Source organism: Kitasatospora sp. SUK 42, assembly GCF_015776785.2.
Classification (GTDB): Bacteria; Actinomycetota; Actinomycetes; order Streptomycetales; family Streptomycetaceae; genus Kitasatospora.
Map to the genome: position 1 here is coordinate 212828 of NZ_LFMD02000005.1, position 25774 is coordinate 238601.

The following is a 25774-nucleotide window of genomic DNA, read 5'->3' on the forward strand; positions in this document are numbered from 1 at the left end:
CGGGCCGGACACGCCTCGGAGGACCGCACGGCCGCGAGCCCCGCCGACCTTCGGCCGACCCCGACACACGTGACTACCAGTTCTGCCGATTTCACCGTCACGTCAGCGCACGCAAGAGGCCCCGCACGGTCAGCGAGACTGCACGGGGCACTGTCGTACGTGGGGCCTACCGGGCAGGAGCCCGAACCACTGGGGTCGGTCCCATGCGATCCGCTGGCCCTCGGCGCTGGCGGCCATCCGCAGCCGCTCGCCCGTGGGCTCGACCTGGCGGGCCGACCAGCAGGGGCACGGTCTGACCTCAGAACTCACAGGTTCCGGCGACATGAGTGCTCACCTGCTGGCGGCTACGGCACCGAGTCTCTACGACTCGGCAAGTCCCATTAGGCGGTTTCGGTGGGGAGGCCGGCCTCGACCCAGTCCTGGATGCCCTCGCGGTACTTGCGGACGTTGGTGTAGCCGAGGTGGGTGAGTCGGTCGGCGACCTGTCCGCTGTTGGGGCATGCCGGGTTGGAGCAGTAGGTGACGATCGCGGCGTCGCGGTCGGGGAGTACGGCGGATGCCCGGGCGTCGACGTCGGCCAGGACCAGTGCCAGGGCGCCGGGCAGGTGCTGCTGGGCGTGGTACTCGCCGCCGAGCGCGTCGACGACGGTCACGGCGCCGATCTCGATCGCTGCTGCCAGCTCGTCGCGGGTGATGAGTGCGGTCATGCCACTGCCTCCAAAGGAATCGGACTACAGTCCTCTTATGGCTCACGACATTAACGGACTGCGGTCCGGTTCTGCAACGCCGCTGGAACTGCTGCGGACGCCGCCGCCCAAGGAGCGCGCGGACGCGGCCCGCAACCGGGCCGCGGTGCTGGAGGCGGCCGCCAGGCTGTTCGCCGAGCAGGGCGTCGAGGCGGTTTCCATGGATCAGGTGGCCGCGGCCGCCGGTGTCGGCAAGGGCACCCTGTTCCGCCGGTTCGGTGACAAGTCGGGGCTGGCCGCCGCGCTGCTGGATGCCCGCGAGCGCGTCCTGCAGGAAGCGGTTCTGTCCGGGCCACCCCCACTTGGCCCCGGGGCCCCGGCCGACGAGCGCCTGGCCGCCTTCCTCAACGCCTACTTCGACTACCTGCTGGAGCATCTGGCGCTGGTCCGGATGTCCGAGACCGCCACGCCCGGAGCCCGGTACCGGATCGGGGCCTACCGGTTCTGGCACCGCCATGTGGCGATCCTGCTCGCCACCGTGCCCGACCCCGACCACACCGCCCACGCCCTGCTCGCCCCCCTGGCAGCCGATCACGTCGCCGCACTCCTGCCAGAGCTCGGCGAACAGCGGATGCGTACCGGCCTGCTCAACCTCGCCCACTCGGCGATGTGACAATCCCGCCCCGCCAGCCCGGGCTCAACCCGCCCTGCGATCCCTACGTGTCCGGCCCGGGCCGGGCCGGACACGCCTCGCGCCGAGCGTGCGGCTCGGGGCCTCGGCGCCGTTGGGGTTGATACGGACTGGCCCGGGGCCGGCGCCGTGGTCAGCCGGCGCGGGGGGTCCAGTCGGCGGGCAGGCCGGACTGGGCGAAGACGGCGTTCAGGCTGTAGAAGTCCTGGTCGGAGGTGATCTTTCGGCCGTGGGTGTCGAGAAGGGTCACCACCGGCACCGCGAAGGACTTGGGTGCGCCCTTGATGTGGCCGGCGTAGACGCCCTCGACGGTGATGTGGTCACCGCTGCGCCAGGCCTGCTTCACGGTGATCTTCACGTTCTCGATCCCGGCGTCGGTGCGGGCCTTCCAGCCGGAGATCTGGTCGCGACCGGTCATGGTGGCGCCGATTCCCTGGTCGGTGTAGGTGGCGTTCGGGGTGAACAGGGCACCCAGAGCGGCCGGGTCGGTCCCGCTCCAGGCGGCAGCCCAGGCGGTGACGATCGTGGGCTTCTCGGGCTCGTGGTGCTTGCTCGGCTGGGCCGCGACGGCGGTGGTCGTGGCGCCCGCAGCGGTGACGGCCGCGGCGATCAGGACGGAAGCGATGCGGATCTTCATGACGGTGTCCTCAACGGGGGTCAAAGGGAGTCGGGGTTCTGCAAGGGGTCAGTGTCGGCAGTACCGGCAGCGGACTGCGCCTGCGGCAGCGTGGTCAGCCGGCGCTGGGGGTCCAGTCGGCGGGCAGGCCGGACTGGGCGAAGACCGCGTTCAAGCTGTAGAAGTCCTGGTCCCGGGCGATCTCACCGTTCTCCAGGTCGAGCAGGGTGGCCAGCGGGACGGCGAACGGGGTGGGTGCGCCCTTGATGTGGCCGGCGTAGACGCCCTCGACGGTGATGCGATCGCCACAGTGCGAGGCGTGGTTCACGGTGACCTGCACGTCCTCGATCCCGGCGTCGGTGCGGGCCTTCCAGCCGGAGATCTGGTCGCGGCCGGTCATGGTGACGCCGATTCCCTGGTCGGTGTAGGTGGCGTTCGGGGTGAACAGGGTGCCCAGGGCGGTCGGGTCGGTGCCGTTCCAGGCGGCGGCCCAGGCGGCGACGATCCGGTCGAGGTTCATGGCAGTGCCCTACTTTCTTGATCGTGGGTTCGAACTGGTCACTCGTAAGATCAGCGGGACCCAGGGGCTCTGGGCCATGGGTGGGAGGCCGCGCGGACCGTTGCGGGGGCGGGTATGCGGGACACGGTGGACGGCCGGGGCGATCGCGCGGATGCGTGGTTGGCTCGTGCCTCGTGCCTCGTGCCTCGTGGCGTGGTCGAGGGTGCGGGTGCGGGTCAGGCGTCAGGGCGGAACGCGGTGAGGGGGCGAATGATCCGGGGCGGCGGCGGGCCCGGCGGTCACTGGTTCGGGTCGGAGACGATGACGACCTTGCCGGCGACCGTGCGGGATTCGGCAAGCGCCAGCGCCGCGCTTGCCTCGGTCAGCGGGAACCGGGCGGCGATCTGCGAGGTGAGCGCCCCGTCGGCCAGCAGCCTCAGTACCTGGGTGAGGTCCTCGCGCAGCCGACTGCGGAAGGATTCAAGGCGTCGCTTGCCGGCCCAGAAGTTGTAGAAGTGCGCGCTCCTGCCGTTGGGCAGGTAGTTCCACAAGGCCAGCTGGGCGACCGACTGCAACACCGGCAGTTGGGAGTTGCCCTCCTCGTTCTTCGTGGCCGCCGTGCCGTAGGACACCAAGGTCCCGCCCCGGCGCAGCAGCCCCCACGACTCCTTCAGGCCGGGCCCGCCGACGTGGTCGAACACCGCGTCGACGCCGTCGGGCGCGATCTCTCGGATGTGCTGGTACATGTCCGGGTCGCGGTAGTCGACCGGGATGGCGCCCAGGTCACGCACGAGCCGGTGGTGACGGTCCGACGCCGTGCCGATCACCTTGATGCCCGCGTGCCGGGCGAGTTGCACGAGGGTGGAACCGACGCCGCCGTTCGCACCCAGGACCACGATCGTCGCGCCGCTGCGTACCTTGGCGATCCGGTGCAGCATCTGCCAGGCAGTGATCCCGTTGACCACCACGGTCTCCGCGGGGACGGCGTCCACCTCGTCCGGCACGGGCACGAGGTCCGCGGCGTCGACCAGCAGATGACTGGCCCAGCCTCCGACCTTGGTGACCGCGGCGAAACGCCGCCCGATCAGGGCGGCATCGGCCTGCGAGCCGGCGGCGGTCACCGTGCCGACCACGTCGTATCCGGGGACGAAGGGGAAAGCCGGCTGGTCGTAGTACTTGCCGCGGCGCATCTGCTGCTCGGCGAAGGACACGCCTGTCGCGTCCATCCGCAGGACGACCTTCCCCTCGGCAGGGGCAGGAAGTTCCCGGACCCGGACTTCGAGGCCGCTCGGCTCGACCTTCCCGGGTAGGACGATCTCGGTGGCAGTGGTGGTGAAGGGGCTGACAAGCACGATGGGCTCCTGGTCCGGAACTTCCCTAACACTCGTAAGCTTACGCATGTAAGTCTTGAGCGCGCAAGGTGAACGGCTGTAAGTTTTTCTGCGTAAGACGACGACCTGGGAGAAGACATGCCCACACCCGCCTCACCGAGGCCCGCCCGCACTCGTAACCCCCGCGGGGAGGGGGGCCGCCTGCGCGACGACATCATGGCCGCGGCGACCGAGCTCCTCGATGAGAGCGGCGAAAGCAGCGTCACCCTGCGATCCGTCGCCCGCCGAGCAGGAGTGGCCGCTCCCTCGATCTACCGCCACTTTCCCGACCAGCCGAGCATCATGCTGGCCGTGGTGCAACAGGCTTTCGCCATGCTCGATGCAGAGTTGCGCACCGCCATGGACGCCGCGGGCAGTGACGCCAGAGGACGGCTGTTCGCCTTCTGCAACGCCTATCTGGACTTCGCGGACCAGCACCCTGGCCGTTACCGCACGATGTTCGGCGGGGCCTGGATGCCCGATCTGGGCAGCAGCTCGGTGACCGAAGGCGACGTTTCATCGCTGGGCGCGGAGAGCCTGACTCTGCTCGCCGACACCCTCGACGACTGCGTCCGCGCGGGCTGCGCAACCAGCAGCGACCCGGTCGCCGACGCCGTTGCCCTGTGGCTCGGCCTGCACGGGCTCGCCCACCAGCGGCTGGTGACCGTCGCCTTCCCGTGGCCGGCGGACATCGCCGAACGTCTCATCACCACGCTCGCCCACCTCAACGACGCGTAGCTGCGGGGCAATCAGGCCGCAGCGGGCGCCATCTCGGCGCCCAGCTCGGCATGCAGACGGAAGCGTCCGCCGTTCATTCGGACCGCACCGAAGATCGGCCGGGGGAAGTGGGTGCTCCGGCTGAGGAGGACGGCCTGTTGGGCGCGACCGGTCAGGTTGCCGAGTTCGGCGTTCTCGACGGCGGCGAGCTCGGTGGCGGCCGCGGCGAGCACGGCCTTCGTGAGGTCGGGGTCGTCGAGGTCGTGAAGGGCGCGTCCGGCGCGGTGGGTGGATTCGATCAAGGGGCTGTAGGAGACGACCGCCGAGCCGCCGCTGGGCAGGTTCGGATTGGCGATCGCGTCCGCGACCTCGCCGAAGTGCTTGCGTTCCTCCTCGTGGCGGCGGAGAGGCCCCGCCCCCTCCGCCGCCGCCTCAGCCGTCGGCCGGGTGGAGCACCATGGTCGCCGCGAGCACCGCGAGCGCGATCGTGCACGCCGCTGCCGCCAGCGCGCCGCGCAGGGACAGTGGACGCGGCCGCGACGCCCCCACCCCGAGCACGCGTCGATGAGCCATGCGCAGGAAGCCCAGCCAGGTGAGGGCGATCAGCGAAACCACCGGCAGCGGGACCTGTTTGACCGCCAGCAGCGCCGCCACCGTGTACGAGAGCGTCGTCCGCCGCCAGGCCAGCCGGGTGCGCTCGGGTTGGAGTCCGGGGTCCCGTCCCGCCGTCGTCACGGACCCTCCCAGCCGAAGAGGACCACCACCACCATCGTCACGGCCACGGTCGCCACGCCCAGGCCGAGCACCGTCGGGAACCGCGAGACCGGAAGGTCCTTCCCGAGCCGCATCGCCCGCTCGCACCGCACCCAGTGGTTGACCGCCCGCAGTGCGCAGAGCACCCCGGCGGCCAGGAGCGCGAGCGCCAGTCCGGCGCGGACGCCGCGGGCCAGCTCCGGCAGGAACTGGTCGACGGCGAACCCGCCGCCGATCAGCGCCAGCGCCGTCCGGATCCAGGCGAGGAAGGTGCGTTCATTGGCCAGCGAGAACCGGTAGTCGGGGGTGTCCCCCTCGTCGTGGATGCGCGTCGGCGCGAACCACAGCCGCAGGGTCCGTAGGCGTTCGTTCATGGGGAGACCGTGCGGAAGCCGGCGTTGGCCATGGACGAGTCGGGGGTGTTCGAGGTTCGGGCCGCGTTGCGGTAGCGGTTGCAGTAGCTGTCGTGGCAGAGGAAGGACCCGCCTCGCATGACCCTCGGCGCATGGGGGGCCGTGCCGGCCGGGCCGGTGGGATCGTGCACGGTCCCTGCCGCGAGGTCCCGGGTGTAGGTGTCCACGGCCCACGCGTCGGCGCACCATTCCCAGACGTTGCCGACGGTCTGCCAGAGTCCGTAGGCGTTGGGGGAGTACGTGCGCACGGGGGCCGTGGTGAGGAAGCCGTCGTCCATCGTGTTCTCCGCGGGGAAGGCGCCCTGCCAGATGTTCAGCCGCCAGCCCGCGCGCTCGCCCTCCTGCGCGCCGAGGTCGTCGCCCCAGGGGTAGCGCCTGCCGTCGAGTCCGCCGCGCGTGGCCGCCTCCCACTGGGCTTCGGTGGGCAGGGCGCGGCCGGCCCAGGCGCAGTAGGCCTGGGCGTCGTTCCAGGAGATGTGGACCACGGGGTGCTCGTCCAGCCCCTCGATCGACGATCTCGGGCCGCCCGGGTGGCGCCAGTCCGCGCCCCGGACGCCGCGCCACCACGGGGTCTGCGGCGGCTGCCCGAGGATGTCGCGGGGGTCGGCGGCGAGTGCGAGGTGGAAGACGGCGGAGAAGCCGAAGGTCTCCGCTTCGGTGCGGTACCCGGTCGCGGCCGCGAACTTCGCCCAGTCGGCGTTGGTGACGCTGGTCGTGTCGATGTCGAAGGCGGTGAGGGACACCGGGTGGACGGGGGTCTCGCCGTCGGCCGGTGCGCCGTCGCCGTGGGCGTCGCCCATCCGGAAGGTCTGCGCGGGGATGTGTGCCTGCGGGACGGTGTGCGCGGACTGCCCCGCCGGCTTCGGGTGCCCGGACGGGGGCGGGGGGACGGCGGGCCCGGTGGCGCGCTGGGGGGCGCAGCAGCCGGTGCGGTGCTCGGGTCGGTCCATGGTGCTTCCTTGCGGGGGTGTGGGCCGCGACCGTGCCGAGCCGGGTCGACGGCTCGGGCACGGTCGCGGCCCGGAAGGGGCGATCAGCGCTTGAACGCGGCCAGGAGTGGTGCGGGGTCGAACACGGCGGCGTCCGGCGTGTACTCGTCGTCGAGCAGCAGCCGCAGGTAGCGCCCGGCACTGCTGAGGTACTCGCCGCCCGAGGTCGCGGCCGCGTCGACGACCTCCCGGTACGGGCGCACCCGGTCGAGGTCGAGGTAGGTGAGCGCGTTGACCGCCTCCAGCCGGGCCCACGGGGTGCCCTCCGACGCCGCCACGCGGGCGAGGGCCTGGTAGGCGGCTTCGTCGCCGGTCAGTCGGGCGAGGGCCTCTGCGGCGGGAACGACGACGGACGGCTCGGGGTCGGCGAGGGCCGTGCGGAGCGGGGCCGCCGCGTCGGGGACACCGGGGGTGAGCCGGAGGATGCCGATGGCGGCCCAGCGGCGCACGGTCGCGTCGTCGTCCTCCAGGGCGGTCAGCAGTTCCGGGAGTACGGAGCTGTTGCGCTCCAGCCCGCGGTCGGCGAGGTCGAGGATCCGCTCCAGGGGGTAGGCGCCGGGGGCGCGGCTCGCGTCCCAGCCGAGGAGCGGGGAGTCCTCGGGCAGGAAGCCGTTGTCGTGGCCGGCGAGGATGTGTTCGCGCAGCGCCTGCCGCAGCTGGGCCTCGACCTCGGCGAACTCGGGGCGCCCGGCCAGGTTCTCGACCTCGTCCGGGTCGGCGTCCACGTCGTACAGCTCGACCGGCGCGGCGGGCAGCCACCACCGCTCCTGCTCGGGGGTCAGCCGCCCGGCGGTGTGCTCCACCTCCCAGGAGCGGAAGCCGGCCGCGTTCCAGGCGAAGGCCTGGTGCTGGATCACCGGGCGGTGCGGCGTGTAGTTGCGCAGGTAGCGGAAGCGGCGGCTGCGGACGGTGCGCACCAGGCTGAAGCGCTCGTCCATCCGGCCGCGCTCGCCGAACGCGAGCGCGGGCCCGGTCGGCTCGGTCAGTGGCCGCTCTGCCATCTGCGGGGGGACGGGGAGGCCGGCGAGGGCGAGCAGGGTCGGGGCGACGGACAGCGTCGAGACCGGCTCGGGGTGCCGCGATCCGGCGGGTGCCAGCCGCTCGGCGAGCCGGGGCGGGGCGGACACCAGCAGCGGCACGTGCAGGCCCTCGTCGTAGAGGTAGCGCTTGCTCCTCGGGGTGACGCCGCCGTGGTCGGAGGTGAGGAGTACGACGGTGTTTTCGGCGAGGCCGTCCTCGGCCAGTTGGCCGAGCAGGTCGGCGACGAACGCGTCCAGCCGGGCGACGGCGCTGTAGTAGCGGGCGAAGTCCGACCGCACCTCGGGGGTGTCCGGCAGGTAGCGGGGCAGGCGGATCGCTTCGAGCGGTACGGCGGGCGTCAGCGGCTCGCCGAACACCGCGGACGATCCGATCGCGCGCGCGAGCGGGGAGTTCTCGTCGAAGACCGACGACTCGTGCGTCGGGTCGTAGTTGAAGACGGCGAGGAACGGTGCTCCGGCGGGCCGGTTTCGCCAGTGCGCCGTCCGGGAGGACTCGTCCCAGATCGCGTTCGCGTCCACGTCGAGGTTGTAGTCGGTCTTCGCGTTGTTGGTGCAGTGGTACCCGGCGTCGCGGAAGAGCTCGGGGTAGGTCGCCATCCAGTCCGGGCGGGCGGCGACGGCGCGCATCCGGTCGGCGGGCGAGTGGCTCTCGGGCGCGATTCCGGTGAGCAGGGCGAAGCGCGACGGCGAGCACACCGGGGCCGGGGAGTAGGCGCGCTCGTAGAGCACCCCGCGCGAGGCGAGGGCGTCGATGGCCGGCGTCACGGCGTGCGCGTCGCCGTAGCAGCCGAACCAGGGCGGGCAGTCCTCCGAGACGATCCAGAGGATGTTCGGCCGTTCCGCGACAGTTCCCATGACGGGCCTCCTATATCTACCGACTACTCGGTAGATATAGCAGGCCGGACGGGGATCGCGCTACGGCTCCGCCCGAAGGTGTCGGGTGGCCTGCTCGAAAGTGTCGAGCATGTCCATCGCGGGCCGGTGGAGCGCCTGGAGCTGCAGGCCGTCCATCAGGGCGATCAGTGACGCGGCGGCGGCCCCGGGGTCGACGCCGGCGGCGATCCGGCCGCGCGCCGCCTCCGAGCGCAGGTGCTCGGCGAATTGGGCGTGCATGGTCTCGTACCGGCGGAGGAAGTACTCGTGGGCCGGATGCTCCGGATCGGTCGCCTCCGCGGCCAGGGTGACGAAGAGCCGCATGAAGCCGGGGTCGTCGCGGTTGCGCCGCAGCACGAAGCGGCAGGCCCCGAGCGCACCCTCCGCCTCGATCGCCTCGTCGAGCTTGGCCTGGGTGAGCGCGTTGCGCTGCTCCAGCGTCGTCAGGAGGAGCTGTTCCTTGGTGGGGAAGTAGTGCAGCAGGCCCTGGATGGTCAGGCCGACCTCGTCGGCGACGGCCTTGAGGGAGCCCTGCCGGTAGCCCTGCTGGCCGAAGACGGCGATGGCCGCCTCGACGATCTGGGCGCGGCGGCGTTCCGGTGAGGTGCGCGGTGCGCGGGTCCTCGGGCGAGCGGTGGGTGCGACATCCGTCATATCCGAATCGTAGTGCCGCGGCCATTGTGCTACCTACCGAGTGCTCGGTATATATACCGGACGCCCTCGGGCCGATGAGGGCAAAGCAGGAGAAAGGTCGCACCACCATGGACAACGAGAGATCCGTCGCTCCGGTGGACGTACCGGCCGGCGCAGCCGTCGGCCCCGCCACCGCCGCCGAGGCGTCCGGCGCGGAGCGCGAGCACCACCCCGGAAAGCTCGTCTCAGCGGGATTCCAGGCCTCGCTGTTCCTCGCGTTCCTCGGCGTGTGGACCGCCCTGCTGCCCGCCACCAGCATCACCCTGGCGCTGCGGGTGAACCAGATCGATCCCGACGGGAAGGCGGCCGGCCTCTCGCTCGTGCTCGGCGTCGGCGCGTTCGTCGCCCTCGTCGGGCAGAACCTGTTCGGAGCGCTGAGCGACCGCACCACCAGCCGGTTCGGGATGCGCAAGCCCTGGATCGCCTCCGGCATGGTCACCGGCGCGGCCAGCCTGCTGCTCCTCGCCTCGGCCGACAGCATCCCGCTGCTCGTGCTCGCCTGGGCGCTGACGCAGCTGACCTTCAACGCCCTGATCGCCGGCCTCAACCCGGTCATCCCCGACCAGGTGCCGAAGCGTCAACTCGGCCGCGTCTCCGGGCTGATGGGCATCACCCAGGTGCTCGCCGGGGTCGGCGGTGCCTTCCTCGCGCAGCTGTTCCTGCCCAACCTGACAGCCGCCATGCTGATCCCCGGGCTGTTCATGCTGGTCTTCGTCACGGTGTTCCTGCGCATCCTGAAGGATCGCCGGGCCAAGCGCGAGGACCTGCCGCCGTTCAGCCTGCTGACCCTGCTCAAGGCGTTCTGGACGAGCCCGCGCGAAGCCCCCGACTTCGCGCTGGCCTGGATCTCCCGGCTGATGGTCATGTTCGGCAACATGACGCTGGCGAACTACCAGCTGTTCTTCCTGCTCGACCGGTTCGGCTACACCGAGGACAACGTCGGCCCCGCGGTGCTGCTCCTCACGGTCATCAACGCGGTCACGGCGATCCCCACCAGCATCGTCTTCGGGCGGATCTCCGACCGCCTGGGCCGCCGGAAGATCTTCGTGCTGGTCTCCGCGGTCGTCCTCTCGGTCGCCCACATCGTCGCCGGCTTCGCACCGAACTTCGCGACCTTCGTCGCCTCCTCGGTGATCGCCGGCTTCGCGATGGGCGCCTATCTGTCGGTCGACCAGGCGCTGGTCGCGGAGGTGCTGCCCTCCCGTACGGACGTGGCCAAGGACATGGCCGTACTGCACCTCGCGAACGTGCTGCCGCAGACGCTGGTGCCGGTCACCGCGCCGCTGTTCCTGATGATCGGCGGCGGGTCGAGCAACTATCCCGCGCTGTTCCTCGGCGGCGCCGTCATCGCCATCGTCGGCGCCGTCGCGAACCAGTTCATCCGATCCGTCCGCTGAGCCGGTACCGGACAGAACCCGACAACCCCCTGAACAACGGAAAGACACGGAAGAGGAAACCATGACCGACACCACCACCCCGGCGGCCGCGGTGCCCGACCAGGTGCGCGATCTCACCCTGGCCGAGAAGGCCTCGCTGACCAGCGGCGCGAGCTTCTGGCGCACCAAGGCCGTCGAGCGCCACGGCATACCCTCGATCATGCTCACCGACGGTCCGCACGGTCTGCGCAAGCAGCGGGAGGGCGGCGACCACCTCGGTCTCGGCGGGAGCGTCCCGGCCACCTGTTTCCCGCCCGCCGTCGGCCTGGGATCCTCGTGGGACGTCGACCTCGCCCGCCGGGTCGGCGAGGCGCTCGGCACCGAGGCGTCGATCGAGGACGTCGCGGTGCTGCTCGGCCCCGGCATCAACATCAAGCGCTCGCCGCTGTGCGGGCGCAACTTCGAGTACCTCTCCGAGGACCCGGTCGTCTCGGGCGTGCTCGGAGCCGCGCTGGTCAAGGGCATCCAGTCCAAGGGGGTGGGGACCTCGCTCAAGCACTACGCCGCCAACAACCAGGAGGACGACCGGCTGCGCGCGTCGAGCGACGTCGACCCGCGCCCGCTGCGCGAGATCTACCTGCGCGGCTTCCAGCGCGTGGTGGAGGACGCGCAGCCGTGGACGGTGATGTGCTCGTACAACCGCATCAACGGCGTGTACGCCTCCGAGGACCCCTGGCTGCTCACCAGCGTGCTGCGCGACGAGTGGGGCTTCCGGGGCCTGGTGGTGTCGGACTGGGGCGCGGTCAACGACCGCGTCAAGGCCGTCGCGGCGGGCCTGGATCTCGAAATGCCCTCGTCGAACGGCGTGACGGACGCCCTGATCGTCGCCGCGGTCGAGGACGGGACGCTCGACGAGAGCGTGGTCGACACCGCCGCGGGACGCGTCGTCGACCTCGTCCGCAAGGCGCGGGCGGGGGCGGGCGCCGTCGAGGGACCGCTCGACGTCGACGCGCACCACGCCCTGGCCCGCGAGGCAGGCGGCCGCTCGATCGTGCTGCTCAAGAACGACGGGGCGCTGCTGCCGCTGGCCAGGGACACCCGCATCGCCGTCATCGGCGAGTTCGCCGGGAAGCCGCGCTACCAGGGCGCCGGCTCGTCGCTGATCAATCCGACCCGCCTGGACAACGCGCTCGACGAGATCCGCGCGCTCTCGACCGGCACCGTGCTCCACGCCCGGGGCTTCGCGAGCGCGCTCGGGACGACGGACGCCGAGGCCGCGGCGCTGCGCGAGGAGGCGGTGGCCACGGCGGCCGGCGCCGACGTCGTCGTCCTCTTCCTGGGGCTTCCGGCGCGGCTGGAGTCCGAGGGGTACGACCGCGAGGACATCGACCTTCCCGCCGTTCAGACCGAACTGCTCGACGCCGTGCTCGACGCCAACCCGAACACGGTGGTCGTCCTCTCCAACGGCGGCGTCGTGGCGCTGCCGTTCGCCGACCGGGTGCCGGCGATCCTCGAAGGCTGGCTGCTGGGCCAGGCCGGCGGCGGCGCGACCGCGGACGTCCTGTTCGGCGAGGTCAACCCGTCGGGCAAGCTCACCGAGACGATCCCGCTCCGGCTGGAGGACACCCCCGCGTTCCTGGACTTCCCCGGTGAGTTCTCGCACGTGCGGTACGGCGAGGGCCTGTTCGTCGGGTACCACTGGTACGACGCGCGCCGGATGGCGGTGGCGTTCCCGTTCGGCCACGGCCTGTCGTACACCACCTTCGCGTACGGGGCCGCCTCCGCCGCGGTCAACGCCGCGGGCGACATCGACGTGACGGTGACGGTCACCAACACCGGCGACCGGGAGGGCCGCGAGGTCGTGCAGGTCTACACCGCGCTGCCCGGCGGCGGCGTGCAGCGTCCGGTACGGGAACTGAAGGCGTTCGCCTCGGTGAACCTCGCGCCGGGCGAGGCACGCGAGATCGCCCTGACGGTGCGCCGCGAGGACCTCGCGTACTGGGACATCCGCGCGGACCGCTGGGTCGTGGAGGGCGGCGCCTACGCCGTCGACGTCGCAGCCTCCAGCCGCGACATCCGCTTGACCACCACCGTCGAGGTCGCCGGCGACCGGCTCGTCCTGCCGCTGTCGCGGACGTCGACCCTCGGCGAGGCCCTGCGGCACCCCGTCGCCGGTCCGGTCCTCCAGACCGCGCTCGACCAGATGCTGGGCAGTGCGGACGCCGCCGCGTCGGTCATGCCCGAGGGCGTCGACTTCTCCAAGATGCTGGAGTCCTTCCCCATCGGCCGTCTCGGCATGCTGGCCGCGCTGGGCGACGGGGACGGGGACGGTGGTGAAGGCGGAGGCGGAGGCGATGTGGCGGACCGGATCGACGGTCTCATCGCCATCGCCAACGCCCCCGGGCAGCACGGAGTGAGCTGAACCACGCGCCTCCCGGGCCGCCTCCCCCCGGCGACCCCGAAGAGGTGCCGAGCATCACACCGAGCGACGCGGGCCGCCCTGCGGCCCGCGTCCGGCCCGGTACTGCGGGACGAACGCCTTCCCGGTACAGGCCGAGGGCCCGGCACGGGGCGAGCGGTGGCGGCCGCTCCTTTCCCCTGCGGGAGATGAGCGACGGCTACCGGACCGTTGCCGCCCTCGTGGTCGACATCCTCAGGCAGCTCCACGACACCTACGGAGCCCTCCGAGTCGAACGTGACAGCGGCCACCCCGTCGTGACCGTCCCTGGCGTCGTGATCACCGACGGGATCGACGCGCACCGGCACGTGTCCTGGCAGAAGCGCACCGGAGGGCGGCTCATGCAGCACTTCCCGCTGGTGCAGTTCCTCGTCACCACCCACAGCCCGTACATCTGGCTCCCGAGGTCGTCGGGACGGACCTGTACGACCGGGTGGTGTTCGGCAGCGGCGACGACGCGGCGCTGTCCGAGCTCTTCGGCCTCGACACCCCGTACTCGCAGCGCGCGGACGAGGCCCGGGCGATGCTGGTCGCGCCGGAGATGAAGATCGTGGCCGGCGAGGCGAGCGAGGAGGAGCGGGAGCGCTACCGGCAGCTGAAGCGGACGCTGACCAGCTCGCCGTCCGCCAGGGTCGACGACGTCGCCGCCCGCCCGCACTCCCTGACCGGACGCGTCGCGTGATCCGAATCCGGCGGCCTTCCTTGCCGGAGCCGCCGCGTTCCCGCATGGCCGAGTGCACCTGCGAGATCGTGCTCGCCGAGAACCCTGAGGTCCGGGCGCCACAGCTCTGGAAGCACACGACGGTGCGGCGGAATGTGCACGCGCCGCTGCCCCATCCGACTGCCCGCCGCCGACCGCGCGCTGATCCGGGCCAGCAGCAGCTCCACCGCGTCCTCGGGCAGGTAGATCAGCAGCCCTTCGGCGATCCACACGCTCGGCACGGCCGGGTCGTGCCCTGCGGCGGCCAGCGCGGCCGGCCAGTCCTCCCGCAGGTCCACCGCGACGGTGATCCGCTCGCAGCGTGTGACGGCCCGCTCCTGGCGCAGCACCGAGGCCTTGAAGTCCAGTGGCGCGGCGGTGTCGACCTCGAACAGCCGGGTGCCCTGGGGCCAGTCCAGCCGGAAGGCCCGGCTGTCCAGCGGTACGGGAACCGGACTGCCCGACGTGTCCTCGCAAGGGCCTCACTCCTTCTTGAGCGTGGACGCGGACAGGGCCTCCCAACGCCATCGCGATACCCCCTGAGCTGGCGGTCATCAGAAAGTGAAACGCCTGACACGGCCTCTGTCTGCGCGCGATCCTGGTTTCGGCACCAACAGCCATGCAAGATCACGCAAGTGAAGTGACAGGAGGGACGGGCATGGCGATACGGTTCTTTGGCATCGACCCGGAGACCGGTCAGGGGAACAGCCCGACGGTCTGGGTGGACGAGGGGATCGGGGACTTGCTGGTCCAGAGCTACGTGGTCGACGAGGCGTCGATCGTCGGCGTGCTCGCGGCCGGCCACGGTCCGGACCACGAGAACACGATCCCGTCGCACGAGGGAGTGTTTCGGATTCCGGCCCGCATGGTGCCGATTCTCAGGAGGGCGTGTGATGAGGCAGAGCGTTCCCAGCTTCGTCGAGATGCTGAACTCGGCGAAGAGCACGGCGGTGCACCTGGAACTGCGTGACCAGTACAGCGTCGCCGAGGAAGCCGCTGAACTCGCCAAGTGGCACCGCGGCGAAGCCGTCGATGTCGACCCCGACTCGGAGTACTGGAGCGGCTGGAGCGACCTCGTCCGCCGCACCGTCGCCCGAGGCGTCCAGGTCCGCCGGGCCCGCGTCGTCTCGGTGCCGGTGACGGACTACGTGCGGTACGAGCACCACATCACGAGCGTGAACCTGGCCATCGGCGAACAGGTGCGCTGGCTGCCCCGCAGCGAAGCATCGGGCATCGCCCTTCCGGGCAACGACTTCTGGCTGGTGGACGGGCGCGCTGTGCGCTTCAACCTGTTCGACGGACCCGGGGCTGCGTTGGACCCGCAGTACTCCGAGGACCCGGCGGTGATCGAGCTGTGCGCCAACGCCTTCGAAGCGGTCTGGGAGCGCGGGGTGGAACACGAGAAGTTCGCCGTCTGATCCAGTACGCAGGACCACCGGACTATGCCCCTGTCTCCATCGTCCAGTGCGCAGAGCGCCCGCGAGACGATCGCCAAGAGGTTGAGAGCACTTCAGCAGGATGCCGGCCTCACGGGGCATGATCTGGCCCTACGAACGGGCTTCAGCGAGTCGAAGGTCTCGCGCATCGCGGGCGCCAAGACCCCGCCATCCGCAGACGACATCCAACGATGGTGTGCAGCCTGCGGCGCGGAGGATCAGGCTGCGGATCTGGTCGCCGCAAGTCGTGCGGCCGACGAGATGTACATCGAGTGGAAGCGCCTTCACCGAACGGGGATGAAGCACGCCCAGGACGCCATCCTGCCCCAGTTCAAGAACAGCCGGCAGATCCGGATGTACTGCTCCAACGTCATGCCCGGGATCGTTCAGCGCCGTGAATACGCCCGTGCGCTGATGGAGACCATCACGGCTTTCCAGAACACGCCGAACGACGTGGAGGCTGCCGTCGAGAGCCGGCTCCAGCGTGGACGCTACCTCCACCAGGGGAGCTGCACCTACGCCTTCGTCCTGGAGGAAACGGTCCTCTACTACCCGCTCGGCGACGATGAGGCCATGGCGGATCAACTCCGCCACCTGCTGGAGGTCATGACCCTGCCCCGCGTCAGTCTCGGAGTGATTCCCTTCCGAGCCCCCCGCGTCATGTGGCCGCTCGAAGCCTTCTACATGTTCGATGACCGGCAGGTGGACGCCGAGCTGCTGACCGCCGTCGTCAAGATCACGATACCAACCGAGATCGCGGCGTACTCGAAGGCTTTCAAGGCCCTCTCCGGCATGGCGGTGCACGGCCGTGAGGCTCGGACCCTCATTGAACAGGCAATCCACGCGCTCGGGTGAATCCGTGCAAGACGATGCAAGATTGTGGCACCGCCTGTAGTCGCCTCCCTACGGTCTATCACGCACCCCCGCCCCCACGGCGAAGGAGGACAGACCGATGGCGAGACGCACCCCCAAGCGTGAGTACCGAGAGGCCGTAACCGGGCCCCCGAAGTCCGAGTTGCACCGGCCCCCCGCCGGCTGGAACCCGCTGGACGACTACCTGGCGGCCAACACCGCTGGGCAAGCCCCGTCCGTGGGCAGTTTGCTCCAGATCGCCGCCGTACGGTCCTTCTGCCTCTGCGCCAACTGCGTGGCCCACAGGGGTGTGGCGTGAGCTTCGCCCTCCCCACGTCCCCACGCGGATGGAGCCGGCCCCGCTCTGCCCGAAGTGCTACCTCCAGACGGCGTACGACTCCGAGGTACCCACCGACGACACATGGAGCTGCGACATCCGCGGGTGTGACGGGATCGTCCTGTCGGCCGAGCACGTCAACGCCCACCCGGGCGAGAACGCCGTGCTCATCGTCGGCACCGACCACCGCTGGACCCACCACACCGGCCAGTCGGCCAAGGCCGCCTGACCCGCTACTGGTAGCCACCACCGCGCCCCTGAGCGCCCACGAACTCCCGGCCCGTTCGGAACGGGTCATGACAGGCCGGGCCTGAACGACCCTCACCGCTGCTCGTCCCTGTCCGGGCGGGCAGCGCCAACCCTGACTGGAGAGGCCCATGAGCACCACCATCACGCCCAGCGTCGAGCTGGACGAGTTGGGCAAGTTCTTCACGATCGCCGCGCGCCGGATCGACGCGGGCCAGGCCGCGCCGGAGATGTTCTCCGCCGCCGTCGACGCGGCGTGGCACCGGCTCGTCGCCGACCCGGCTGCGCACGAGGCGCCGCCGGCCGCTTCGACGGCGGGACCTGGTACGTCACCCCATGGCTGAGCGGGCCGTCCACCTGGCAGGTCTTCCGACCCGTACGCAAGGGTGACGGAGGACGGGAGGAAGCCCTCGCCGCTTCGGTCGGGCTGTGTCGCGCCGTGGCGGCCTTCCACGCCGACGGGTGGGTGCACGGAGACCTCCAGCCCCAGCACGGCATCCACACCGACGACGGTGTCCGCCTCCTCGACTTCGCCTGGTCCCGCAGGCTCGACAGCACCCCGTGGCCGACGTTCGACGGCACGATGATCCACCTCACCGCGCCCGAACTGGCCGCCCGGATCATCAACGGCCCCCAACCCGTCGACACGACACAGACCGCCGACGTCTACGCCCTCGCCGGAACCCTGTGGACCTGCGTCACCGGGAAGTGGCCGTTGGACTACGCCACCGCCAGCCTCGAACCGGGAACACCGGTGGAGGAGATCCGCAAGGCCATGGCCCACAGAGCCGTCCCCATGTCCACCGCGACGCCCTGGCCCGCCCTCCAGGCCCGACTGCGCCATGTCCTGCTGGCCGCCCCCGACGACCGGCCCACCGCCGCCGAACTGGCGCAGCTCATCGAAGCGGTGGACGGGTGATAGGGATCCGGGAGTTGGGCCCCGGCGACGCCGAGGCCCTGCTGCGGATCTACAGCGCGAAGTCGACCAAGTACCTGGGCCGGGCACCGATGGACGCCGCCGAAGCTCGCTCCTACGTGCGCGACGCCGCCGCCTCCGCAGTTCAGTCGCCCCGCACGCTGTACCTGCTCGGCCTCGACGTGGACGGGGACCTCCTCGGCATCGTCAAGCTTCACCGCGACCGTCCCGTCGCCGCCATCAGCTACATCCTGCGCGCGGATGCCTGGGGCCGGGGCTACGCCACCGAGGGGGTCCGCAAGATCTTTGCCCTGGCCTTCGGCCGGCTTGGGCTGCCGGAGGTCCGCGCCAAGCACCACCAGGACAACCCGGCCTCTGGCCGCGTCCTCCGAAAGGCAGGGTTCGTCCCGACCGGCGAGCACGCCGGCTTCATGACCTACGCCATACGCATCCCCGGCGGACGGGCAGATCCTCGACCTGCACCGCTGCGGAGTCCGTGTGTCACCATGTTGAGTTCTCCCTGAAGAAGCGCGGTTGCTGCGGCTACGTCCCCGAGGAATCGCTGGAAGCGGCTTGGGGCTTTGGGTCGGACAGCTCGGCAGGTATTGACCGGGCCTATGGCCGTGATGAGCACGTGGGCTTGGTGGCCCTGAAACCACACTGGAGTACTAGGCTCGCTAATGGCACGCCCGGTCGGTGTGCTTTCAGTCCAGGGTGTGAACTATTTCGCCGCGATTTGACGTAGTGCTCGTTTGAGCAGCGATTTGGCTGATTAGTTCGGACACGGCGGTCGCGTTGATGGGTAAACGCTCGGCGGGTATGTGCTACACCAGGGGCATCCTTACCGCGAGCGGAGTGGCGCTCGTCCAGAACGACGTTTCACTCATCGTCAGTGCAGGCGGGCCTATATGCGGATTGTCGTGTGGGAGTTGGCGGATGCGATCACTGCAGCCAGCAGAGCAGGAGGATCTCATTCTTGGTGTTCCTCCAGCGAATGATCAGAGGATCTGGGAGCGGCTGGCCGAGGAGAATGAGGCCTCGGCCGGACTCGTAGGGAGCTGGACGGCGGATGCCGGAACGGACGGCCGGGCAGCGCACACACAACCGGAATCCGCGACGCACGAGCCCTCGGAAGTGGATGTTCAGGCGGGATGGATGGATGAGCTGCCGCTGTGGGCCGGGCAGGGAACGGCTGAGCCAGTACGTGCTCGGTCGGCGACGGACGAGGCCGGTCTGCCCGATCTGAAGGCGCAGCTACGGGAGGTGGTGGCGGCCTGGAAGGAGATCGTGCCCGAGGGGCGCAGCACGGCCGACGACCTGCGGCTGGCCCTGGAAGCCGATGTCGAGGCGCTGCAGGTTCGGTGGCAGCAGGTTGCTGTGGCCCTGGGAAGGCCTGCGCGGCCGGTCACCGAGCGGGCGACGGTTCACCCTGCGGCAGGGCAGGGCGCGGAGGCCGTCAACGCGGCGCTCCGCGACGCCGATCGGTGTTCCCCAACCCTTCACGGCGCACCGGAGTGGCAGCAACTCCGGGCGGTGCGAGAAGCGGTGGGCCACCTGTGGCGAACCCTCACGGTGGGGGCGGGGGAGTATGCCGGTCGGCTCCTCGCCGACCAGCGTGTCTCCGAGTTCCTTCGCAATGTGTCGATCCACGCGTGCGAGGCGATCGCCCGGCTCGCGCACCTGGGCTCTGACCGTCTGCGCCGTGGCCAGGTCGCGCTGCCGAGCGCAGAGACCCTCCTCGCACTCGGCAACGCAGCAGGTGCCTACAGCATGTCCGCTCGGGGTCAGGGCAGCGCTCCCGCCCCCGAGGCCGGACCGCCGTCCTTGACCGTCGATGTTCCCGGACTGCGGCGGATGGGCGAGGCGTTGCGACGGCCGGGCCCGATGTCCGCGCAACTCAGGAGCGTCTCGGCGAGCGCGGCCAGGGCAAGGTCGGCCTGCCGGCTCCCGAAGCGGCCGGCCGTCGCGGCAGGTGAACAGCCCGCACACCTGCGGCACGGCGGATCGGCCGTCCAGCCGGGACGCAAGCCCAACCAGAGGTGAGCCGAGGCCCGGGGTGAGGTCAGCGCGTTCACGCTTTCCGGTGAGGCGCCCTGCGCTCCGCCCCGCGTTTATCCACAGGAACCCGGTTGTCACCCTGAACCACCACGAGCAGTGCTTGCCTGTCTCCGCACTGCCACCCGACCTGAGGACCGATCATGAACCTGAGCTCCGACCAGCCGGACGTCGAGCAGGCGGCCGCCGTCGCCCTGAGGAGCGCCGCCGCTGCCGCACACGCGGTTGCGGACCTGGCAGTCAGCGACGACCGCTACGACCAGGTGGCAGCCCTCATCGCTGCCTCCTTCGCCACCAAGGCGACCATCTACCTACCACTGCCCGACAGTGATCCCGAGGACAGCGACTGCGCGGCGGACCACAACCTGGTCGGTCACCTGGCCGCCCTTGCCGACGCACTCGACGAGCTCGGCCGGCGCTCGCTGGACATTCGGCAGATGCGGGACCGTCACATGGCCGCCCTCCACACGCGAGACGCCGCCACCGCACTGCGCAACGCCCTGCCCGTCGAGCAGGGAACGGCCGGATGATGGACGCCACCTGGGGCGATTTCGTCACCTTGGCTGCCTCCAGAATGGAGTACGCCCTGGCGGCCCTCACCCTCGCCGACGCCGGGAGCCCAAGCACACCAGGCCAGCATGCCGCCCGCAGTGAGGCGCTGGCGGATATCTTCCAGCTGCTCCGCCGTAACTCCAGCCGATTCGGCCGCCTCGCTCCCGACCCGCTCGGCATCGCTGAGGGCGACGTCGCCCGACTGCACAGCAACGTCGAGGTTCTCGGCCGGTTGCTGCGGGACGAGGCCTTCTACGCCTGGCCCGAGCCCGACCCGGCGGCATCGCACCTGGCCGAAGCCGTGTGCTTCCTGCGCTTCGCAGGGGACTTGCTCGCCAGCCACCACGGGCCGGATGGAGAGCCCCGCAGTCCCTACGCCGCGTATCTGGACAGTGCCGGTGTCGCGCGCCATGTGGTTGCCCAGACGGCCGAACTCGCCAGCGTTGCCGGGCGTGTGGCCGTACGGATCGGCCAGCTGTGCCCGTCCGACCGCCGGGTGGTCCGTAGCCATGCCGTGGCCTACCGGCTCAGGGAGCGTGCGGTGCTGATCGAGCAGGCGGCGATCGGCATCCAGCGTCAGCTCCACTCGCCCCGCCCATCCATTCCGGCTCCAGGTCTCATGCACCTCCCATCGGCGGCCACGAAGCGGCCGCTCCCGGTCAGACCGGGCGAGCCGCGGCAGGAAGCGCTCCGGGCAGTCGATGCAGGTCTGGGATGGCTAGCTGCCCACGTGGCGCAGCAGGCGTCCCAGCGTCTTCCGGACGCCACCGTCGCCGAGTTGTCGATCGCCGCGGACCACTGCGCGGTCGCCCACGTGTTCACTGCCCGTCTTATTGAGCACACCCGGCATCTCCTCACCCCAGACCCTGTCGCTCAGGGAGTCATTGACGCGGCCGGCGGTGCTCTGCGCGCGGCAGCTCAGACCTGGCAGCAGGCCGCGACCAGTTGGAAGTCGGGCCTCGGCAGCGCGCCCGCAGTCTCGAACCCCCATCTCGTGCGTGAGGCAGAATTCGCGGTGGTCCGGCTCGGCCGCACCCTCTTCTCCTCAGGCTGGACCTGTCGCGACACCGGGCAGCGTGCCCCCAGGGCCCCGCACGAGATCATCAAAGCGCCGGGCGACGCGGCCCACTTGCTCGCTGCCGCCCACGCCGTCCCCGCTTCCGGACAGATCCTCGCGGAACACGTTCCGCGCATTGCCGCAGCCCTGGTCCAGCGCGGAGCACTCCTCAGCTCCGACCCCGCCCACAACCCCCGCGGCAGTACGCCCGCCGACCAGTTCCGGAATGGCTGGACCAGGTGGTACCGAGCGGCGCCCGAGCAGATCCACCACATCACGGACGCCTACAACAGCGCCCGCCAGGCGTCTGCTGCAGCGCAGATCGCCACCGCCCGCGCGGCCGAAGCGGTTGGCCACCCGCTCGGCCGGGCCGTGCTCGACGCCGACCGCCGAATCACGCTCGGCTTCACCGGTGACCCTTCCTCCGACACCCGGCGGGTGAAGGCCGCCGCCGCCCGTGCCCGCAGTACGACGGTGGTCCGCCCGTCGGATCCGGCGCGACTGCCGGCACACCGTGCGTCCGAGCTCTCCCGTGAGGTCGGCGCGCTCCATCCGAGGCGGAGGACCCGTTAGCGTCGGCCGGTCAGGTGTCGTCCTCGATGGTGCGCCAGACGCTGGGCACCCTGCCGCGGGGCGATGTTCGGTCCGGTGCTCGCCCTTGGCGCAGTCGCTGAAGCGGCAGTTCGGGCCGTACATGTTTGTCCACAGGCGGCCAGACTGTCGCCGGCCCCGCCAGTGTGACTGCCTACTGTTTGATGCCGAGCCACTTTGGAGTACAGACCTATGAACCTGAATCCTCACGGTGCCCAGGATGTCGAGCAGGTTGCTGCCGGCCTTCTGTCGTGCGCGATCACGGCTGCGCACGATCTGGCCGACCTCGCGGTCCAGGACGACCGCTACGACCAACTGGCCGCCCTCGCCGCCGCTGCCTATGCCAGTCAGGCGAGCTGCTATCTGCCGCTGTCGGACGCTTCCCCTGCTGACATGGACGGTGGGATCGGCCATCACGACCTGATCCACCGTGTGGACGCCGTCGCCGACGCCCTCGACGAGCTCGGCCGCAGCTCGACCGACCTCCGGGAAATGCGGGACCACCACACAGCCGCCCTACATGCCCGCAACGCGGCCATCGCGCTGCGCAACGCCCTGCCTGTCGAGGAAGGCGCGGACGATGCGGCTGGATGAGGTGGGATGTCACCTGGGGCGACTTGATCACCACGGCTTCCGCGCGGCTGGAGTCCACGCTCGCGGCCCTGGCCGAGAACGCGGGGCGAAGCACGTAGGGCCGGAACGCCGCCCGCAGTGAGACCCCTGCGGACACCTGACGCCTGCCGCACCAGTACGCTGGCTGCTCCGGCCCGCTCGCCCATGACCCGCTCGGCATTGGTGAGGGTGATGTCGCCCGCCTGAGGGACAATCTGGACGCTCTCGGGCAAGCGCTGCAGGGTGAGGCGACGTTCGCGTCCCCTGAGCCCGACCCAGTGGCCCGCCAGATCGCTGACGCCACCCAATCCCTCTCCTCGGCCGGCGATCCGCTGGCCAGCCACCACGGCCCGGCGGACCAGCCCCGCAGCCCCTACGCCGCCTATCTGGACAGCCCGATGGCCGCGTGCCACGTCATCGCCGAGACAGCTGAACTCGCGAGCACCACCGGGCGTCTGGCTGCCTGCTGGGCCAGCTGAGCCCGCTGATGAGGATCGCTGAAAATGGCTCTGACCGGAGTTCTGTGAACGAGCGGAGAGATGCCGCGGACCTGCCGGCGGGCAGCTGCGGTGGGATCGCGTACTGGTTGACTGTCCGTCGTGACCGAGATGATCGAGATACCGGATGTAGAAGGCGACTGGGAGCCTGCGACAGAGCTCCAGGCAGGTGGGCGCAATCCGGCGCGGCAGGCATCGATGTTCCAGAGCGCGGCCTGGCCGTTGAGGTCGCTGGCCTTGCTCTCGGTGGACTTGGATGCGGTGGCCCGGCGACTGAAGCTGACCATCGAGACCTCGTGGGACGGGCACGGCAGCGTTCGGGCGGCGTTCTTCGTGTTGGACGGGACGGACTTCGTCGTCACCCACCACGAGGGCGACCCTCCGGGCACCCACGTCTGGACCCGGAAAGGCGGACCTGCCGATCCCGCCACGCGCGCGGGCAGCCTCCTCGCGGCTCTCAGCGTGGGGCCAGAGGCGGTCTCGTACTCCACCTGGGGAGCCGGCACCGACCTGGCACACATGCCCGATGCCTGGTGGCGTGGCCGGTCGAAGCCCGAGTGGTCACGCCAGGACATCTGGGAGGCCTTCAAGACCCGTCCGGGGATGTACGTCGGCGGCGTCAGCTTCGGGGCCGTGGTCGGGTTCCTCAACGGCTACGACACCGCCTCCGAAGGAGCCCTGCTGGACGGGTTCCAGGAGTGGCTCGCCACCAAACTGGGATACGGCTGGAACCTGGTGTACTGGGCCTTGGCCGAGAAGATGATCTTTCCCGACGGCCGTCCCGAGGAACCCTGGTCGCCCGAGACCGAGAAGCACGCGGCGACCGAACTGATCCGCCTGCTCGACGAGTTCTTCGATCACCTCGCCAACGATCCCAAGGATCGCCCCTGAGTGGACCGATCGAGAGGCCCTGGGCTTATCCCCGGGTGAGGATCCGGATCCGCAGGAGTCGGAACGAGGCCCGGCCGTATATGGCTCTCTTCAGCGTTTTGACCCGATTTACGTTGCCCTCGACCTTGCCGGAGCTCCATTCGAGGGTGAGGCCAGCGGTCACGGCGTCGAGGTCCTGGCGGAGGAAACCGGCGAACGAGCGCATCGGCGCGGGAGCATCCTGCTCGGCCTGCCGGATCCAGCCCGGCAGCAGGCTGCCGCGCCGGTTGACCATGAGGTCGCGGAAGCATCGGGCCAGGTCACAGGCCCGGGCGATGTCCGGGCAAGCGAGACGGATGTCCAGCAGCCTCTCCTGTTCCTGATCGGTGAGCGTCTCGCGCGGACGCGTGATCCAGGAGGCGATCCGACGGGGGCTGGGGATGTCGGCGCGAACCGGTTCGGCGGTCCCCTCGCGTAGGGAGGCGACGTGGCGGCGGACCACCTGGACGCTGCCTTGGTAGCCGCGCTCGTGGATCTCTCGGAACAGCTGCTGGGCGCTAGTGCAGCCGGCGGTGAACCGGTTGTTCATGTAGGGCTTGAACGGGTCGATCAGCACCTGCCTGCTGGCCCCGAAGTCCCGGGCAGAGGCCAGGAGTTCGTCCAGTGGGGTGGTCTTGAAACGGCGCACGGTCTTGCGGTCCAGGCTCAGGTGACGGGCGATGGCGCTGATCGTCCACTTCTGGTCCAGCAGCCGGTGCACGTCCGCGTACCGGTCCCGGGTCCGCTCGATGATCGGGGTGCGGGGCAGCTGCAGCAGCGGAAGGTCGATCGTCGGCGGCTCGGGCGGATCCTCCTGCTCGGCGTGTTTGCGAAGGCAGGAGCGATGCTGATGGCAGGTCTTCTCGACCGCGGCCGACAGGTTCTGAAGCAGATGCCAGCGGTCTGCCACTTCGATCGCCTCAGGTGCGGCTTCCTTGATCGCTCGGGTGTAGGTGGTGGCCCGGTCGCGGCAGATGATCTCGGCACCGGGGTGCTCACGCAGCCACGCGGCGAAGGTCTCCGAGGTGCGGTCCGGGAGCACGTCGACCACCCGGCCCGTCTCGACGTCCACGAGCACGGTTCCGTAGGTCCGGCCCTTGCGGAACGCGAACTCGTCGACCCCAAGCACCCGCGGCGCCCGCTCGGGTACCTCGGGGGCCTCCAGCAGCCCGAGCAGGCGGGTGCGGCCGGCGGCGACGCTGAGCTTGCGGCACAGCCGCTCGCCGGCCCGCCCTCCCAACTCGACCGCGACGGCCCGCAGCCACTGCTGCAGCCCGATGCTGGAGCGCACGTGGCGCTCACTCAGCCCCCGGACCTGCTCGACGAACGTCCGCCGCCGGCATCGGCTGCGGTCGCAGAAGAACCGCCGCACCCGCAGCCGTATCGCCAGCCTCCGTCCCGCGAGCGGACGTTCAGCCAGCGTTCGCCAGTAGGTGGAGTGGGTCCGCTTTCCCGGGCTTCCGCAGCCCGGACAGCAGGACGCCGGACCGCACGCGGCGACCTCCATCACCACGAGCTCCGGACCGGCGGTCAGCCGCTCCAGTTCAACATCGACTCCGGGAAACAGCACATCTTCGATCGAGTGGAACACCACGCACAGGTCATCCCGCAGGGAAACGATCCTGCATGCATGCCGATGACCTGGTCTTTCACGAAAATCCGGTCAGAGCCATTTTCACCGATCCTCATCAGCCCGATCGCCCTGTGGCCGGCAGCCACCCCGTCGCCCGTCGGCTCGCGGAGCCGGTCGGCCGCATCGAGCAGGCCGCGATCGACATCCACCGCTCGCTGGGTAGGCCCCGGAGCCCGCGCCGCTGCCGGGGCACCGGGTTGCCTTACT

Annotated in this window: 31 protein-coding genes and 1 pseudogene; 19 read left to right on the forward strand and 13 right to left on the reverse strand. The window is 70.5% G+C overall.

Annotation, left to right across the window (positions count from 1 at the left end; genetic code table 11):
* Positions 1-380: 380 nt before the first annotated feature.
* Positions 381-707, reverse strand: a complete 327-nt coding sequence (locus tag RZ50_RS19615) for a rhodanese-like domain-containing protein (RefSeq protein WP_196948961.1) — start codon at positions 705-707, stop codon at positions 381-383.
* 37 nt (positions 708-744) lie between these two features.
* On the opposite strand from RZ50_RS19615, the gene RZ50_RS19620 reads away from it, so the two are divergent.
* The gene (locus RZ50_RS19620; protein ID WP_196948960.1) at positions 745-1359 is read left to right on the forward strand and encodes a TetR/AcrR family transcriptional regulator; all 615 of its coding nucleotides are present in this window, start codon (positions 745-747) and stop codon (positions 1357-1359) included.
* A 151-nt stretch (positions 1360-1510) separates the two neighbouring features.
* Here the strand turns inward: RZ50_RS19620 and RZ50_RS19625 are convergent, their stop codons facing one another.
* From RZ50_RS19625 to RZ50_RS19635, 3 genes are all read right to left on the reverse strand, one after another.
* Positions 1511-2014, reverse strand: a complete 504-nt coding sequence (locus RZ50_RS19625) for a nuclear transport factor 2 family protein (RefSeq protein ID WP_196948959.1) — start codon at positions 2012-2014, stop codon at positions 1511-1513.
* A 94-nt stretch (positions 2015-2108) separates the two neighbouring features.
* Positions 2109-2513, reverse strand: a complete 405-nt coding sequence (locus tag RZ50_RS19630) for a nuclear transport factor 2 family protein (RefSeq protein ID WP_196948958.1) — start codon at positions 2511-2513, stop codon at positions 2109-2111.
* A 278-nt stretch (positions 2514-2791) separates the two neighbouring features.
* Positions 2792-3844 (reverse strand): medium chain dehydrogenase/reductase family protein, encoded by a 1053-nt coding sequence (locus RZ50_RS19635; protein ID WP_308271891.1) that lies wholly within the window; start codon positions 3842-3844, stop codon positions 2792-2794.
* Between the two features lie 117 nt (positions 3845-3961).
* Here RZ50_RS19635 and RZ50_RS19640 point away from each other — a divergent pair, with 117 nt between their 5' ends.
* Positions 3962-4600: a TetR/AcrR family transcriptional regulator gene (locus tag RZ50_RS19640; protein ID WP_196948956.1), complete on the forward strand. Its 639-nt coding sequence runs from the start codon at positions 3962-3964 to the stop codon at positions 4598-4600.
* A gap of 11 nt (positions 4601-4611) precedes the next feature.
* Here the strand turns inward: RZ50_RS19640 and RZ50_RS19645 are convergent, their stop codons facing one another.
* The 6 genes from RZ50_RS19645 to RZ50_RS19670 form a co-directional block, all read right to left on the reverse strand.
* Positions 4612-4881 carry a hypothetical protein gene (locus RZ50_RS19645; RefSeq protein ID WP_196948955.1) on the reverse strand — a complete coding sequence of 90 codons (270 nt, stop codon included), beginning with the start codon at positions 4879-4881 and terminating at the stop codon, positions 4612-4614.
* A gap of 130 nt (positions 4882-5011) precedes the next feature.
* On the reverse strand, positions 5012-5314 hold the full coding sequence (locus tag RZ50_RS19650) for a DUF202 domain-containing protein (protein WP_196948954.1): 303 nt from the start codon (positions 5312-5314) through the stop codon (positions 5012-5014).
* Positions 5311-5706 (reverse strand): YidH family protein, encoded by a 396-nt coding sequence (locus tag RZ50_RS19655; RefSeq protein WP_196948953.1) that lies wholly within the window; start codon positions 5704-5706, stop codon positions 5311-5313. The genes RZ50_RS19650 and RZ50_RS19655 overlap by 4 nt, the downstream gene beginning before the upstream one ends.
* Positions 5703-6695, reverse strand: coding sequence for a formylglycine-generating enzyme family protein (locus tag RZ50_RS19660; RefSeq protein ID WP_196948952.1), 993 nt, complete (start codon positions 6693-6695; stop codon positions 5703-5705). Before RZ50_RS19660 ends, RZ50_RS19655 begins: the two co-directional genes overlap by 4 nt.
* 83 nt (positions 6696-6778) lie before the next feature.
* Positions 6779-8629: a sulfatase-like hydrolase/transferase gene (locus RZ50_RS19665; protein ID WP_196948951.1), complete on the reverse strand. Its 1851-nt coding sequence runs from the start codon at positions 8627-8629 to the stop codon at positions 6779-6781.
* 60 nt (positions 8630-8689) lie between these two features.
* Positions 8690-9301 carry a TetR/AcrR family transcriptional regulator gene (locus RZ50_RS19670; RefSeq protein WP_196948950.1) on the reverse strand — a complete coding sequence of 204 codons (612 nt, stop codon included), beginning with the start codon at positions 9299-9301 and terminating at the stop codon, positions 8690-8692.
* Positions 9302-9408: 107 nt separating this feature from the next.
* On the opposite strand from RZ50_RS19670, the gene RZ50_RS19675 reads away from it, so the two are divergent.
* From RZ50_RS19675 to RZ50_RS29345, 4 genes are all read left to right on the forward strand, one after another.
* Positions 9409-10737 carry an MFS transporter gene (locus RZ50_RS19675; RefSeq protein WP_196948949.1) on the forward strand — a complete coding sequence of 443 codons (1329 nt, stop codon included), beginning with the start codon at positions 9409-9411 and terminating at the stop codon, positions 10735-10737.
* Between the two features lie 61 nt (positions 10738-10798).
* Positions 10799-13138, forward strand: coding sequence for a glycoside hydrolase family 3 C-terminal domain-containing protein (locus tag RZ50_RS19680; RefSeq protein ID WP_196948948.1), 2340 nt, complete (start codon positions 10799-10801; stop codon positions 13136-13138).
* Between the two features lie 185 nt (positions 13139-13323).
* Entirely contained in the window at positions 13324-13719 is a 396-nt protein-coding gene (locus tag RZ50_RS19685; RefSeq protein ID WP_374199960.1) for a hypothetical protein, read from the forward strand.
* Positions 13611-13856 carry an ATP-binding protein gene (locus tag RZ50_RS29345; RefSeq protein WP_308271899.1) on the forward strand — a complete coding sequence of 82 codons (246 nt, stop codon included), beginning with the start codon at positions 13611-13613 and terminating at the stop codon, positions 13854-13856. Before RZ50_RS19685 ends, RZ50_RS29345 begins: the two co-directional genes overlap by 109 nt.
* 149 nt (positions 13857-14005) lie before the next feature.
* On the opposite strand, the pseudogene RZ50_RS19690 reads toward RZ50_RS29345, so the two are convergent.
* Positions 14006-14314 (reverse strand): annotated as a pseudogene (locus tag RZ50_RS19690) (SAM-dependent methyltransferase); the annotation flags it as partial.
* Between the two features lie 218 nt (positions 14315-14532).
* Here RZ50_RS19690 and RZ50_RS19695 point away from each other — a divergent pair.
* The 13 genes from RZ50_RS19695 (at position 14533) to RZ50_RS19755 (ending at position 23916) form a co-directional block, all read left to right on the forward strand.
* Entirely contained in the window at positions 14533-14844 is a 312-nt protein-coding gene (locus tag RZ50_RS19695) for a hypothetical protein (protein ID WP_196948947.1), read from the forward strand.
* Positions 14768-15292, forward strand: coding sequence for a DUF6879 family protein (locus RZ50_RS19700; protein WP_196948946.1), 525 nt, complete (start codon positions 14768-14770; stop codon positions 15290-15292). The genes RZ50_RS19695 and RZ50_RS19700 overlap by 77 nt, the downstream gene beginning before the upstream one ends.
* 24 nt (positions 15293-15316) lie before the next feature.
* On the forward strand, positions 15317-16165 hold the full coding sequence (locus RZ50_RS19705) for a helix-turn-helix transcriptional regulator (protein ID WP_196948945.1): 849 nt from the start codon (positions 15317-15319) through the stop codon (positions 16163-16165).
* 344 nt (positions 16166-16509) lie between these two features.
* Positions 16510-16728, forward strand: a complete 219-nt coding sequence (locus tag RZ50_RS19710) for a hypothetical protein (protein ID WP_196948944.1) — start codon at positions 16510-16512, stop codon at positions 16726-16728.
* Positions 16729-16876: 148 nt separating this feature from the next.
* Positions 16877-17089 carry a hypothetical protein gene (locus tag RZ50_RS19715; protein ID WP_196948943.1) on the forward strand — a complete coding sequence of 71 codons (213 nt, stop codon included), beginning with the start codon at positions 16877-16879 and terminating at the stop codon, positions 17087-17089.
* Positions 17002-17664, forward strand: coding sequence for a hypothetical protein (locus tag RZ50_RS19720; RefSeq protein ID WP_308271902.1), 663 nt, complete (start codon positions 17002-17004; stop codon positions 17662-17664). The genes RZ50_RS19715 and RZ50_RS19720 overlap by 88 nt, the downstream gene beginning before the upstream one ends.
* 14 nt (positions 17665-17678) lie before the next feature.
* Positions 17679-18185, forward strand: coding sequence for a GNAT family N-acetyltransferase (locus tag RZ50_RS19725; RefSeq protein WP_196948941.1), 507 nt, complete (start codon positions 17679-17681; stop codon positions 18183-18185).
* A gap of 412 nt (positions 18186-18597) precedes the next feature.
* Positions 18598-19704, forward strand: a complete 1107-nt coding sequence (locus RZ50_RS19730) for a hypothetical protein (RefSeq protein WP_196948940.1) — start codon at positions 18598-18600, stop codon at positions 19702-19704.
* A gap of 155 nt (positions 19705-19859) precedes the next feature.
* Positions 19860-20246, forward strand: a complete 387-nt coding sequence (locus tag RZ50_RS19735) for a hypothetical protein (RefSeq protein ID WP_196948939.1) — start codon at positions 19860-19862, stop codon at positions 20244-20246.
* Positions 20243-21898: a hypothetical protein gene (locus tag RZ50_RS19740; RefSeq protein WP_196948938.1), complete on the forward strand. Its 1656-nt coding sequence runs from the start codon at positions 20243-20245 to the stop codon at positions 21896-21898. Before RZ50_RS19735 ends, RZ50_RS19740 begins: the two co-directional genes overlap by 4 nt.
* A 210-nt stretch (positions 21899-22108) precedes the next feature.
* The gene (locus tag RZ50_RS19745) at positions 22109-22510 is read left to right on the forward strand and encodes a hypothetical protein (RefSeq protein WP_196948937.1); all 402 of its coding nucleotides are present in this window, start codon (positions 22109-22111) and stop codon (positions 22508-22510) included.
* Positions 22511-22806: 296 nt separating this feature from the next.
* Positions 22807-23007 carry a hypothetical protein gene (locus tag RZ50_RS19750; RefSeq protein WP_196948936.1) on the forward strand — a complete coding sequence of 67 codons (201 nt, stop codon included), beginning with the start codon at positions 22807-22809 and terminating at the stop codon, positions 23005-23007.
* Positions 23008-23127: 120 nt separating this feature from the next.
* A complete protein-coding gene (locus RZ50_RS19755; RefSeq protein WP_196948935.1) occupies positions 23128-23916 on the forward strand; it encodes a hypothetical protein in 789 nt (262 codons plus the stop codon).
* 25 nt (positions 23917-23941) lie between these two features.
* Here the strand turns inward: RZ50_RS19755 and RZ50_RS19760 are convergent, their stop codons facing one another.
* Complete coding sequence (locus tag RZ50_RS19760) at positions 23942-25525, reverse strand: ISL3 family transposase (protein WP_217680670.1); 1584 nt, start codon at positions 25523-25525, stop codon at positions 23942-23944.
* On the reverse strand, positions 25465-25716 hold the full coding sequence (locus tag RZ50_RS19765) for a hypothetical protein (protein ID WP_196948933.1): 252 nt from the start codon (positions 25714-25716) through the stop codon (positions 25465-25467). Before RZ50_RS19765 ends, RZ50_RS19760 begins: the two co-directional genes overlap by 61 nt.
* Between the last annotated feature and the right edge of the window lie 58 nt (positions 25717-25774).

Excerpts from the sequence above, each read along its gene's own strand:
- RZ50_RS19680 (WP_196948948.1), top strand. The coding sequence starts at position 10,799 with ATGACCGACACCACCACCCCGGCGGCCGCGGTGCCCGACCAGGTGCGC.
- RZ50_RS19715 (WP_196948943.1), top strand. The coding sequence starts at position 16,877 with ATGAGCACCACCATCACGCCCAGCGTCGAGCTGGACGAGTTGGGCAAG.
- RZ50_RS19665 (WP_196948951.1), bottom strand. The coding sequence starts at position 8,629 with ATGGGAACTGTCGCGGAACGGCCGAACATCCTCTGGATCGTCTCGGAG.
- RZ50_RS19700 (WP_196948946.1), top strand. The coding sequence starts at position 14,768 with ATGAGGCAGAGCGTTCCCAGCTTCGTCGAGATGCTGAACTCGGCGAAG.
- RZ50_RS19745 (WP_196948937.1), top strand. The coding sequence starts at position 22,109 with ATGAACCTGAATCCTCACGGTGCCCAGGATGTCGAGCAGGTTGCTGCC.
- RZ50_RS19705 (WP_196948945.1), top strand. The coding sequence starts at position 15,317 with ATGCCCCTGTCTCCATCGTCCAGTGCGCAGAGCGCCCGCGAGACGATC.
- RZ50_RS19615 (WP_196948961.1), bottom strand. The coding sequence starts at position 707 with ATGACCGCACTCATCACCCGCGACGAGCTGGCAGCAGCGATCGAGATC.
- RZ50_RS19675 (WP_196948949.1), top strand. The coding sequence starts at position 9,409 with ATGGACAACGAGAGATCCGTCGCTCCGGTGGACGTACCGGCCGGCGCA.
- RZ50_RS19670 (WP_196948950.1), bottom strand. The coding sequence starts at position 9,301 with ATGACGGATGTCGCACCCACCGCTCGCCCGAGGACCCGCGCACCGCGC.
- RZ50_RS19685 (WP_374199960.1), top strand. The coding sequence starts at position 13,324 with ATGAGCGACGGCTACCGGACCGTTGCCGCCCTCGTGGTCGACATCCTC.
- RZ50_RS19735 (WP_196948939.1), top strand. The coding sequence starts at position 19,860 with ATGAACCTGAGCTCCGACCAGCCGGACGTCGAGCAGGCGGCCGCCGTC.
- RZ50_RS19695 (WP_196948947.1), top strand. The coding sequence starts at position 14,533 with ATGGCGATACGGTTCTTTGGCATCGACCCGGAGACCGGTCAGGGGAAC.
- RZ50_RS19740 (WP_196948938.1), top strand. The coding sequence starts at position 20,243 with ATGATGGACGCCACCTGGGGCGATTTCGTCACCTTGGCTGCCTCCAGA.
- RZ50_RS19655 (WP_196948953.1), bottom strand. The coding sequence starts at position 5,706 with ATGAACGAACGCCTACGGACCCTGCGGCTGTGGTTCGCGCCGACGCGC.
- RZ50_RS19710 (WP_196948944.1), top strand. The coding sequence starts at position 16,510 with ATGGAGCCGGCCCCGCTCTGCCCGAAGTGCTACCTCCAGACGGCGTAC.
- RZ50_RS19660 (WP_196948952.1), bottom strand. The coding sequence starts at position 6,695 with ATGGACCGACCCGAGCACCGCACCGGCTGCTGCGCCCCCCAGCGCGCC.
- RZ50_RS19620 (WP_196948960.1), top strand. The coding sequence starts at position 745 with ATGGCTCACGACATTAACGGACTGCGGTCCGGTTCTGCAACGCCGCTG.
- RZ50_RS19625 (WP_196948959.1), bottom strand. The coding sequence starts at position 2,014 with ATGAAGATCCGCATCGCTTCCGTCCTGATCGCCGCGGCCGTCACCGCT.
- RZ50_RS19630 (WP_196948958.1), bottom strand. The coding sequence starts at position 2,513 with ATGAACCTCGACCGGATCGTCGCCGCCTGGGCCGCCGCCTGGAACGGC.
- RZ50_RS19640 (WP_196948956.1), top strand. The coding sequence starts at position 3,962 with ATGCCCACACCCGCCTCACCGAGGCCCGCCCGCACTCGTAACCCCCGC.
- RZ50_RS19730 (WP_196948940.1), top strand. The coding sequence starts at position 18,598 with ATGCGATCACTGCAGCCAGCAGAGCAGGAGGATCTCATTCTTGGTGTT.